Annotated in this window: 8 protein-coding genes; all 8 read right to left on the bottom strand. The window is 48.7% G+C overall.

Annotated features, from left to right (window positions below; translation table 11 throughout):
* Positions 1-339: 339 nt before the first annotated feature.
* On the bottom strand, positions 340-1,050 hold the full coding sequence (locus tag ACY2VW_RS13300) for an HAD family hydrolase (protein ID WP_461878382.1): 711 nt from the start codon (positions 1,048-1,050) through the stop codon (positions 340-342).
* Between the two features lie 303 nt (positions 1,051-1,353).
* Positions 1,354-2,238, bottom strand: coding sequence for a homocysteine S-methyltransferase family protein (locus tag ACY2VW_RS13295; protein WP_461878381.1), 885 nt, complete (start codon positions 2,236-2,238; stop codon positions 1,354-1,356).
* A gap of 180 nt (positions 2,239-2,418) precedes the next feature.
* On the bottom strand, positions 2,419-2,715 hold the full coding sequence (locus ACY2VW_RS13290; protein ID WP_461878380.1) for a hypothetical protein: 297 nt from the start codon (positions 2,713-2,715) through the stop codon (positions 2,419-2,421).
* Between the two features lie 199 nt (positions 2,716-2,914).
* On the bottom strand, positions 2,915-4,294 hold the full coding sequence (locus ACY2VW_RS13285) for a SurA N-terminal domain-containing protein (protein WP_461878379.1): 1,380 nt from the start codon (positions 4,292-4,294) through the stop codon (positions 2,915-2,917).
* Positions 4,295-4,517: 223 nt separating this feature from the next.
* The gene (mfd, locus tag ACY2VW_RS13280; RefSeq protein WP_461878378.1) at positions 4,518-8,042 is read right to left on the bottom strand and encodes a transcription-repair coupling factor; all 3,525 of its coding nucleotides are present in this window, start codon (positions 8,040-8,042) and stop codon (positions 4,518-4,520) included.
* 5 nt (positions 8,043-8,047) lie between these two features.
* The gene (pth, locus tag ACY2VW_RS13275; RefSeq protein ID WP_461874336.1) at positions 8,048-8,632 is read right to left on the bottom strand and encodes an aminoacyl-tRNA hydrolase; all 585 of its coding nucleotides are present in this window, start codon (positions 8,630-8,632) and stop codon (positions 8,048-8,050) included.
* A 219-nt stretch (positions 8,633-8,851) separates the two neighbouring features.
* Positions 8,852-9,811 carry a TIGR03943 family putative permease subunit gene (locus ACY2VW_RS13270; RefSeq protein WP_119221852.1) on the bottom strand — a complete coding sequence of 320 codons (960 nt, stop codon included), beginning with the start codon at positions 9,809-9,811 and terminating at the stop codon, positions 8,852-8,854.
* A gap of 198 nt (positions 9,812-10,009) precedes the next feature.
* Positions 10,010-11,197: a GTP-binding protein gene (locus ACY2VW_RS13265; protein WP_461878377.1), complete on the bottom strand. Its 1,188-nt coding sequence runs from the start codon at positions 11,195-11,197 to the stop codon at positions 10,010-10,012.
* Positions 11,198-11,430 lie beyond the last annotated feature (233 nt).

Raw genomic sequence — 11,430 nt, 5'->3', positions numbered from 1 at the left:
TCCTACCTTTTCACTTGGATTCATTCTGCTATCTTCAACATTTCCACATAAAATCATTCTAACTGTATTCATAATAATCCTCCTCCACATATAACTTCCGATTTATTAAGCCGAGTATACCATACTTTCCAATGAAAGAACACCCCGATATACAAAAAAGCCCCATGCCAACACCTTTGCGGTGCGGACAAGGGACTTGATGCTTCCTCGGCCTAGCCGGGTACTCGTAACCAGTCCTGACAGGCAGTTACCGTGCCATTCTCGAAAACTGTTTTACAAACACCCAGCGAAGTGCGACAGCCCCTTTTTTTCGCATTATTTTTCAGGAGTGCCCTTTCATTAGAATAGCTCCGCAATCGCCGCGATCTTCTCACAGTTTTCCGGCAGCGGGCCGTTTATTTTCGGAGACTGGCGCGTTGCCACGTAACGGCTTGCAATTCCGGCAGAAGCTGCACCGTGGCAGTCAGCGATATCATCATTTCCGGTCATCAGGCATTCTGCCGGATTGAGGTGATACTGCTTCAGCAGCATCTCATAAAACGCCGGATCCGGTTTTTTCACACCGGCATCCGATGAGAGCAGGATTCCGTCAAAGTATTTCGTCAGTCCAAGCAGGGAAATTTCCGGCGCGGTGAAAAGCGCCTGTGCATTGGACAGCAGAAAAACCTTCTTTCCTGCGTCTTTTAAACGCTGCAGCATTTCCGGCACACCTGGGAACAGTTTCAGTTCTTCTATCGAAATCGCACGGAACATTTTCGCCAGATCCGCAATTTCTTCTTCCGTTACCGAAACAGCTTGATCCTCAAACAGCTGCCGGAACACATCGGCAATGTCGATTTCCGGTACATGGCTGCCGCGGCATTCCATTCCAAGTGCAGCCTCCTGCTCTTTGATTTTTGTCTCATACGCCATCCGGAGTTCTTTCGGCTCATAGGCGGCGCCTTTCATCCCAAAGAACAGGCTCATTTTTTTCCAGAGATACGCTTTCTTTTCATTCGTATGTATATCTACCAGGGTTCCATATAAATCAAAAATATAATTCTGATACATCCTTTATCATCCTTTCTGTGCGGAAAGTTTTCCACACGACACGTATTCTACCAGACTTTTCTCCACAATTCCATGTCTTTTTTCCAGACTTCCTATCTTTTTTCTCCACCCAGGCTGTCCATCAAACCAGATCGTTGAAATCTGTTTTGTCTTGCAGTGCGATCCTGCCCAGAGGGCTTTTTCCTTTACAGGAAAATTCAACAAAATTTCCTGTAAAGGAAAAAAAATTCCCCTGTACAGATTTTGTCCGCAACAGGGGAATTCATTACATCTCACAGTTTCCTGCGAATTGTAACCTTTGATTTACTTTCTCGCATCCAGCATTTCTTTCACCAGACGAATATACTCCGGTGTCGTTCCGCAGCAGCCGCCGACAATGCCTGCACCTGCGTCCACCAGAATGTTCATATATTTTGCGAACGTCGGCGCATCCATGCTGTAGATTGCCTCACCGGTCGGCGTGATTTTCGGCAGGCCGGCATTCGGTTTTACGATAACCGGTACTCTTGCCACTTTTTTCATGGAATTTACGACTGCCTCAAGCTGATCCGGTCCTACGGAGCAGTTCAGTCCGACGGCGGATGCTCCCATTTCCTGCAGTGTCTCGACTGCCTCCACTGCATTTCCTCCAAACAGCGCAGAGCCGTCTGCTTCCAGTGTCAGAGAGCACATGATCGGCAGATCGCAGACAGAAAGTGCAGCATCCATAAAGACACACGTTTCGTCCACGCTCAGCATCGTCTCCGCTACCAGAAGATCAACACCCGCATTTGCTACTGCCGTTACCTGCTCTGTGTAGGATTCCAGCAGCTCTTCATAAGAGAGATCACCTTTTGGCTGCAGCATTTTTCCCGGTGTGGAAAAATCTCCCGCGATCAGCGCACCTGTTCCGGCAAGCGCTTTTTTCGAAATGTCCACCAGGCGTGCGTTCAGCTCCTCCACCTCGTTCTCTCTTCCATAATCCGCTAATTTCAGTCTGTTTGCACCAAAAGTCGGCGCATAGACGATCTGGCTTCCCGCCTCCACGTAAGCCTTCTGTAAATTTGCCAGGATATCAGGATGATCCAGAACCCACAGTTCTGTGCTGACTCCTTTTGGCATTCCCGCTTTTGTCAGATTTGATCCGGTCGCGCCATCCAGTAAAATGACACCTGCTCCGGCAAGCTGTTCAAATTCTTCTCTTGTCATGTTTTCCTCTCCATTCTGCCCGAGTTACCTGCAGCACATGTCCGCGTATACTGACAAATCCAGGCTGCTTTTTCTAAATCCACCGCATTTTCGCGGCAAATTCATGTTCAGTATAGCATTGTATTGTTTTTTCGACAAGAAAAAAAAGAGGCATCCGTTAAGATGCCCCTTTTCTACTCCCTAGTGATGATGATTTGTTTCTGAATGATGCGTTCCGCTGGTTGTAACCTCATAAAATCTTGAGTGGTCAATTGGAGTATTCTTCGGTGATCCAGGAGACAATCTTGACTCCTGATTTACGCGGGTCGGCTTCTGTACATTTTCCATCTGTGTGGATGTCGTCACAGTCGTTGTCGATACCGTCGAAACCGTTGAGTCAGATGCTTCGGAACTGTTTCCTGATGCAGCAGTTTTTCCACACGCAAGTAATGCAAATACCGCTGTACAGGCAAATACGGAAATCACTGCCTTCTTCATGTTTTCCATCTCCTTTCTTAATTTTGCACGAACATTGGTTATACTTTTATTCTATAGATCCCCCCCCTGGTTGTCAATCCCCCTCCATTATTTCCCTATTATTTTCTCTTTTTGTTTGATTCTGCAAAGTATTTTCAGACACCAAAAAGCAGCCGGCTCACTTTAGGGATCTGGCTGCTTTCTGTCATAATCGTATGTTTTATTCCGCAGAGCCTGAGGATGTTGAAGCATCGCTTGTGCTGCCTGTCGATGTCGTTTCGGTACTGCCTGATGTCGTGCTGTCAGACGTTGTGCTGTCGGTTGTGGTTCCATCTGTGGAATCTGTAGAAGCACTATCAACTGTCATCGTATACAGATCTGCGTCCGTTACTTCAAGCTTTTTCCAGTTGGATGCAACCTTGATATCGCTCTCCTTTACCCATCCGTCCAGTGTATCGTTGTATTTATCCGATTTGCGGTTGGAAATGATAGTCTGTCTTCTGGACTCGGTTTTATCCTCGTCAAATGCTTTATCTACACGGATCACATAATATGCATCGTCGCCTTCGATGACACCGTCATAATACTCGCCATCCTTCAGCTTTGCTGCTTCTTCCGCCACCTTATCTCCAAGAGAACAGGTATCGTCATCGTCTTTCTCCGATCCGGTTCCGAAGGATGTCTCGGAAGAAGTCAGATAAGAAACCTCAGAAGAGGAATCGCTGCTCGAGCTGCTGGAAGTGCTTGTACTTGAAGTGCTGGATGCACTTGTACTGGAAGCACTCGAAGAAGAGCTGTTCTCATCAGAGCTGTCTTCGGAATCAGCAGAATCCGCGGTATTCTCCGCATTTAACTGATCGTTCAGCTCCTTACGCAGATCGGTAAACGATGCGGTGGCCGGATCCTCAGACTCTTTTAAGAGATCCAGGAATCTCTGTGCGATTTCTTTCTTTGCCGCTTTTTCTTCATCCGTCAAATCAATCGTTTTTCCATCGTCATCCTTCTCGGTTCCTGCTGTGGATACCGTAATGTAGCTGATCGACGTCTGCTTTGCCTCTTCATCCGATACCTCGGTATCTACATCTGCGATGATCGGATCGTAAATTCTGGTCTGGATAACATACAGCTCCAGCGCATCCTGAATATCCTCAACGGTTGCGTGCAGCTTTTTCATCACATCATCACCGTTCTTATCTGCGAATGCCTGTGCGGCCTCTTTCGCCTGCTGTTTTTCCTCATCTGTCAGGGAAATTCCATATTCCTCTGCGTGCTGCCGCATCAGAAGCTCTTTTTCGATCGTCTCAAGAGACTGCTCCTTGAACGTTTCTCCAGTGGTCTTTCCATCGTCGCCTTCCTTGTCGTACATCTCAGACGGCATCTGCATTCCGTACATCGAATACATCCGGGAATAATAATTGTACATGGTGGCCTGCTGATATCTCAGCATGAAATTTGCCTGTCCGAGTGTAATCGACTCGTCATTTACGGTAATTGCCGTTTTTGTTCCGTCCACATTTTCGGAACCGCAGCCGGTCAGTCCCATCGCTGCCATCGAAGCACTCAGCATAACGCAGACTGCTTTTGCTTTTAAATTTTTCATTACTTCCTCCTCATGCAGGATGAAATGTATGCTCAAAAAGAATTTACCTTTTCAAAACTGTCCGGGGCTTTCAAATGCCCGACTTTTTTACACGTTCGAATTTCCGGTCCTGCATCGATTTTTATAAACGCTTTTTCTATTATACCCTTTTTGCTGATACAGAGCAACTTTTTTCTTCCCTGTTCACGCCTTTTTCACACGATTTTGGGGGTATGCGAGTGTTTCACTCCTGTGTGATCCGCAGCAGATCTTCCACCAGTGCATGGCTCTTCTCCAGCAGATCGATCTTTTCCTTTGAATTTCTCCGCCGCGGCGTGTAGACAAACGCCAGCGACTCCATCTGAAATTTCAGTTCATCACGGTATTTCTGCAGCAGCTCCGGAATCCGCGCCACATCGATTTTGGCATGCTGCTGTAAGGTGACACGTACCGAATCGCCCATCTGTTTCAGCTCTGTCACATACGCGCAGTGCGCCAGCGCTTTCAGTTCTGCGACAGCCAGAAGATTCTGCACATTTTTCGGTGGCTCCCCGAAGCGGTCGGTCAGCTCCTCTGTCATATCTTCATACTCTTCCTTATTTTCAATCGCCGCAATTCGCTTGTATGTGTCAAGCTTCAACGCCTCGTTGCTGATGTAGCTGTCCGGAATATAGGCACTGACATTCAAATCAATCGTTGTCTCGAATGCCTCTGCCGGTGCGATGCCCTTCGCCTCCTGGACCGCCTCTGCGAGCATTTTACAATAGAGATCGTATCCGACCGACTCCATATGGCCTGACTGCTCCGCGCCCAGCAGATTTCCGGCGCCGCGGATCTCAAGGTCACGCATCGCAATTTTAAAACCGCTTCCCATCTCCGTAAATTCACGGATCGCATGAAGGCGTTTCTCCGCCACTTCTTTTAGCATCTTGTTTCTGCGGTACATCAGAAACGCATACGACGTCCGGTTCGATCTTCCGACGCGGCCGCGGAGCTGATAGAGCTGCGACAGTCCCATCTGGTCGGAATCGTGGATAATCATGGTATTGACATTCGAAATATCAAGTCCTGTCTCGATGATCGTCGTCGACACGAGCACATCGATCTCTCCGTTGATAAAGCCGTACATGATCTTCTCGAGCTCGCGCTCCTTCATCTGTCCGTGCGCAAATCCCACATTTGCATCCGGCACGAGCTTCTGGATCGTGTTCGCCATATCCGCAATCGACTGGACACGGTTATAGACATAGTAAACCTGCCCGCCCCGCGCCAGTTCACGGTTAATCGCCTCGCGGACCATTTCTTCATTGTATTCACAGACGAAGGTCTGGATCGGCTGGCGGTCCTGCGGCGCTTCCTCGAGCACACTCATATCGCGGATGCCGATCAGGCTCATGTGCATGGTACGTGGAATCGGCGTCGCCGTCAGTGTCAGAACATCTACATTTTTTTGCAGCTGTTTGATTTTTTCTTTATGTGTCACGCCGAACCGCTGCTCCTCATCGACAATCAGAAGGCCAAGATCTTTGAACTTTACGTCCTTCGACAGAACGCGGTGTGTTCCGATGACGATGTCCACGAGTCCTTTTTTCAGATCCTCCAACGTCTTTTTCTGCTCTGCCGGCGTGCGGAAGCGGCACAGAAGATCAACGCGCACCGGAAAATCCTTCATGCGCTCAACGAACGTATTGTAATGCTGCTGTGCCAGAATGGTGGTCGGAACGAGGTAGACGACCTGTTTGCTCTCCTGTACTGCCTTGAACGCTGCACGGATCGCAACCTCGGTTTTGCCGTATCCGACATCGCCGCAGATCAGACGGTCCATAATCTTTTTGCTCTCCATATCCGCCTTTGTCGCCTCGATCGCCGCAAGCTGATCGTCCGTTTCCTCAAACGGAAACAGTTCCTCAAATTCCTTCTGCCAGATCGTATCCTTTCCGAACTGATAGCCGGATGACGCCTGCCGCTCAGCATACAGCTTCACGAGATCCTGTGCGATATTTTTTACCGCATGACGAACCCGTGTCTTCGTTTTATTCCATTCCTGACCGCCGATCTTATTCAGCTTCGGCACCTTTGCAGCTTCACCGGACGCATACTTCTGCAGCGTATCGAGCTGGGTAGCCAGCACATAGAGGTTCGATCCGCCCGCATACTCGATTTTCATATAATCACGCGTTACGCGATCCATCTCAATTTTCTCGATACCGCGGTAAATACCAAGGCCGTGGCTCTCATGCACGACATAGTCACCGATCGAAAGATCCGCAAAGTTCTGGATTTTCTGACCGGAATACTCCGATTTCTTCCGGTTTTTCTTCTTCTCTTTTCCAAAAATATCCGTCTCTGTGATCAGCACAAATTTCTGCATCGGATATTCAAAGCCTCTGCGGGCCGCGCCGTGGATCAGCATGACCTCACCCGGGTTCAGAACACGCTCCTCGTTTTCGCTGTAGAATGCCGGAATCTCCTCATTCTGCAGATCCTCCGCCAGATGCTGCGCTCTCGTCCGCGACGGACTCGCCAGTACAATACGGTAACCCGCCTTTTTCCAGGATTTCAGATCTTTTACCAGAAGCGGGAACTGATTGTTATACGAATTGACCGATTTTACCGTCACACTGAACTCGTCACGGATATTCCACTCGCCCTTCTGCGGCTCCATCAGCGACACGGCAACACAGCCGCGGCGGTTCAGTCTCGCTGTCAGTTCCGATGTGCTGCACATCAGCTTCGCCTGCCCCGGCAGAAGATATCCCTTTTCGAGACGGTGGCTCACGCTCTCCTGAAACTCTGCTTCCAGCGCGGTGGCACACTCGATGATACGGTTTGGTTCATCGAGAAAAATGCGGCTGCTCTCCGGCAAATAATCGAGAAAAGAAACGGTTTCCGGATAAAAATAATGAAGATACTGTTCAGCTCCCTGCAAAATTTCACCTTCTCCGATCCGGTCGCAGATTTCCTCTGCCGCATGGCAGACCCGTGCCGCTTCTTCTGTCATCATTTTGTCGCGGAATTTTGTGCTTTGCGCTTTCGCCTCTTTTTTTATGGCTTTTACGCCGCGCGCGATTGTATCCTCTGTTAAAATCAGCTCCGATGCCGGATAAATCGTGATTTCCTCGAGGTTTTCAATCGACCGCTGACTCTCCGCGTCGAAGCTTCGGATGGAATCTATCTCATCGCCCCAGAGCTCAATCCGGATCGGGTTCTGTTCCGTCAGCGGATAAATATCGAGAATGCCGCCGCGAACGGAAAACTGGCCGGTCGACTCCACCTGGAAGGTATGCTCATAGCCGAGCCGCACCAGCTCTTTTCTTATTTTATCCAGATCGAGTTCGCTGTCATTGCGCAGATGGATGCAATGTTTTTCGAACACGTCAAGAGGCAGAAGAAAGTCCATACATCCCCCCACGCTGGTGATGATGGTGACTTCCTTCCGCTCAAGAAGTGCCTGGATCACCTGAAGCCTCTGCCGGATCAGCAGATTTCCGTGAATGTCGGCCTGATAGAAAATCAGGTCCTTCGCCGGATAATACAGCGTCTCTGCATCGTACAGCCGGTAATCCTCATATAATTCTTTTGCCTTTAATTCATTTTCCGCAATCAGAAGCCGCACCGGGGCATCCTCGGAAAGACCGGCGATCATGTGGGCTTTCTGGCTTTCCAGGCAGCCCGAGATCACCGTCACACCTGCGGCTCCTTTTTTCAGGTCACGGAACAGCTCGTCAAAACGGGCAATTTCTTTGATCGGTTCTAATAACGCTTTCATTTTCCTTACTCTGCCGGGTTTGCAGATTTGCGGTTATACTCATTCATGGCTGCGTCCACATCCCCGTTCAGCATCTGCTCGATTGCTTTTGCCGCATGCTCGATTGCCAGATTTACAAGGGGACGTTCGTCTTTCGTAAACGGACTTAACACATAGTCCGCCAGATCCCAGTTTTTCGGTTTCTCACCGACGCCGACCTTCACACGCATAAAGCGGTCGGTGCCAAGATTGGCGATGATGTTTTTGATGCCGTTGTGGCCGCCCGCGCTTCCTTTTTTACGGATGCGGATCTGTCCCGGTGCCAGGCTGATATCGTCATACACCACGATCAGCTCGCTCTCCGGATCTGCCTTGTAATAGTTCACCAGCTCCCGCACGGACTCACCGCTCAGGTTCATATACGTCATCGGCTTTGCAACGATGACCTTCTGACCTGCGATCATACCTTTTCCGAACAGTGCCTTGTGGCCTGTACCGGAGGAAGGGATCTGATATTCGTCAATCAGATAATCGATGGTATCAAATCCGACGTTGTGCTTCGTGCCCTCATACTGGCGCGTCGGATTTCCCAGACCTACTATAATATACATAAATTCTCCTGTCATCAGACCATTTTCCGGCGCAGTTTTTGTTCACGCCGCGGCCAAAGCGGATATTCGTAATTCGCTTCGCTACTTGCGCATAACCGAATAGCTGCTCCGCCGCACCGGAAAATGATGTATTGTTTTTCCATCTGCCGAATGAAAGAACACGAATAAAAGAGCAGTCGTTTTCCTGCTCTTTTGTTCGCTGAAACGCTTCGGCAATGCTTAGTTAAAGTATACCAGCTCACTCTCCGGCTTTTTGGTCGGTTTGATTTCTTTTGCATACAGAACCGGGCCTTCGCCGTCGTAAACCTTCATATAGCCCCACTTTACGGTTGCAGTCACGTCAACCCAGGAACCCATCACGAGAGATTTGGCGCTTGCGCATTTGCAGACATAGCCGATAAAAGAAGTATCATCTGCACAGCAGGTCATTGCCATACGGCCCGGAACAAAGAAATCAGCTCCGACATCTTTGCTCTTTAATACCATACCGCGGAAATGAACAGTCTTGCCCTCGTAACGCTCCGGGTTATCGCCCATATCGACATACCAGATTCCATAATCGGCATCATCAATCTCGATCACATCGGCATCGGTATCAAACGGCATCTGATCCTCAAAAATGTTGTCAATTTCGCCTTCTTCGTTCTCAAACAGAACGTCGCATGCCTGATTGACTACTTTGATGCTGCGGCGGAATGCCGGAAGCGGATCTTCCGGACGACAGCGGTTGAACATAACCATATCCGCATTTTTTGCCATCTCCATGAAAACAGATTTCATATTCTGCATATAAATCTGGAAGCAGCTTGCATCGACCGTCACAATCTCCTGTACAATGCCCCAGCCGCGCGGCAGCTCCATTTCTTCCAGTTTTTTTACACTCCAGAGCGGATTGTATTCCAGAATAATACGCTCCGGGCGATATTTACGGTTCAGTTTTTTCAGGTAATCTAAGGTAAACTGCTCCGGTCCTTCTACGATTTCCAGTACGGTATTGTGTTTGAGCAGTTCTTTTTCGTCATACTCTACCTCACCCTCTTCGGTTGTGATCAGAAGGGTCGGTCCGTCAATCTGGAAATATTCCTGTGCTACGGTAAAATTGATAAAAGAGGTTTTTCCACTCTCCAGAAATCCTGTTATGAGGTAAATCGGAATTTCTACTTCGTCTTCTTCGTACATTTTGTACCTCCATTGTCTTTGACGTACTCCCGGAATCTTTCTGCACTTGCTTTTGCGGCTGAGATTCCGAACGTACCTTTTGCTTTGTCTCTAAATCAAGAAAAAAAGCTGCCACATCGGATTTTGTTTCTGATGCGGCAGCTTCGTTACAGTTCACAGGTAGCCTGCGAACCGTAAGCTTTGCAGCTACTTTGTATTTTACAGTCCGAACAGCTCTGCCAGCTTATCTTCTGCTAATTTGGAACCGATGACACAGATTCTTCCGGTGAATTCCGGTGCTCCGTCACGTACTTCGTACTCTTCCGGAACCATATCGAAATAGATCCACTGTCCATCTGCGCCTGCTACCATACCTTTGGCACGAAGAACCATACCATAAGCGGTATCCTCGGAAAGTTTCTTTAAGATGCCTTCGATCTGCTCTTTGGTGAAGGTCTTCACAGTCTCCTGACCCCAGCTTGTGAAAACTTCGTCTGCGTGATGATGGTGATGATGCTCATGACCGCATCCGCACTCATCATCGTGGTGATGATGATGCTCATGGTCGTGATCATGGCCGCAACAGCACTCGTCATCATGGTCGTGATGATGATGCTCGTGATCATGGCCGCATCCACACTCGTCATCATGGTCGTGATGATGATGCTCGTGATCATGGCCGCATCCACACTCGTCATCATGATCGTGGTGATGGTGCTCATGCTCCTCGTCGTGATCGTGGCCGCAGCAGCACTCGCCGTCGTGGTCATGATGGTGGTGATGATGCTCTTCTACCTGCTCAAGGTTGATGATCGCACCTTCCATGGTATCGAGCACTTTCTTGCCGCCCAGAACTTCAACCGGTGTGGTGATGATGTGTGCTTCCGGATTCAGCTCGCGGAGCATCTTTACTGCTGCCTCTACTTTTGCAGTGTCAGCCTTATCGGTACGGCTCAGGATGATGGTTCCTGCGCTCTTAACCTGGTTCTCGAAAAATTCGCCGAAGTTTCTAAGATACATTTTGCATTTCATAACATCGACTACGGTTGTTGCGGAATTCAGGGCTACGCCTGCTTCTTTTTCCACACCGTCTACAGCCTTGATGACGTCGGAAAGTTTACCTACGCCGGATGGCTCGATGATGATACGATCCGGGTGATATTTGGTGATAACGTCTTTTAATGCTGCACCAAAATCTCCTACGAGAGAGCAGCAGATGCAGCCGGAATTCATTTCACGGATTTCGATACCGGCATCTTTTAAGAAGCCTCCGTCGATTCCGATTTCACCGAATTCGTTCTCGATCAGGACAACCTGCTGTCCTTTCAGCGCGTCTCCGAGGAGTTTTTTGATCAGGGTTGTTTTTCCTGCGCCCAGGAATCCTGAAATGATGTCTATTCTTGTCATTGATTTAACCTCTTTATCTTGTTGATTCCGTTTATAGTTAGCTACAAAAGGGCCGAAGTTTATCCTCCGCCCCACACTCACGCTTATTATAGCAACCATAGAACAAAAAATCAAGAGAATTTCCCTTGCTTCAGAGATTTCGCTTTTAGTAGTGCATATTTATAAGTAGCCTCTTTTCTGTATTCTTTTCCCTTTTTTCTTGTAGCCAGTCCCATTACGCACAAAATCCCCCC

Source organism: Fusicatenibacter sp. (assembly GCF_977045365.1).
Note: the sequence above shows the minus strand (reverse complement) of the source record. Positions and strands in the feature narration are given on the sequence as shown.

What these genes read in the sequence shown, in the direction of transcription:
- ACY2VW_RS13265 (WP_461878377.1), bottom strand. Translation starts at nt 11,197, where the DNA reads ATGACAAGAATAGACATCATTTCAGGATTCCTGGGCGCAGGAAAAACA.
- ACY2VW_RS13295 (WP_461878381.1), bottom strand. Translation starts at nt 2,238, where the DNA reads ATGACAAGAGAAGAATTTGAACAGCTTGCCGGAGCAGGTGTCATTTTA.
- ACY2VW_RS13285 (WP_461878379.1), bottom strand. Translation starts at nt 4,294, where the DNA reads ATGAAAAATTTAAAAGCAAAAGCAGTCTGCGTTATGCTGAGTGCTTCG.
- pth (WP_461874336.1), bottom strand. Translation starts at nt 8,632, where the DNA reads ATGTATATTATAGTAGGTCTGGGAAATCCGACGCGCCAGTATGAGGGC.
- ACY2VW_RS13300 (WP_461878382.1), bottom strand. Translation starts at nt 1,050, where the DNA reads ATGTATCAGAATTATATTTTTGATTTATATGGAACCCTGGTAGATATA.
- mfd (WP_461878378.1), bottom strand. Translation starts at nt 8,042, where the DNA reads ATGAAAGCGTTATTAGAACCGATCAAAGAAATTGCCCGTTTTGACGAG.
- ACY2VW_RS13290 (WP_461878380.1), bottom strand. Translation starts at nt 2,715, where the DNA reads ATGAAGAAGGCAGTGATTTCCGTATTTGCCTGTACAGCGGTATTTGCA.
- ACY2VW_RS13270 (WP_119221852.1), bottom strand. Translation starts at nt 9,811, where the DNA reads ATGTACGAAGAAGACGAAGTAGAAATTCCGATTTACCTCATAACAGGA.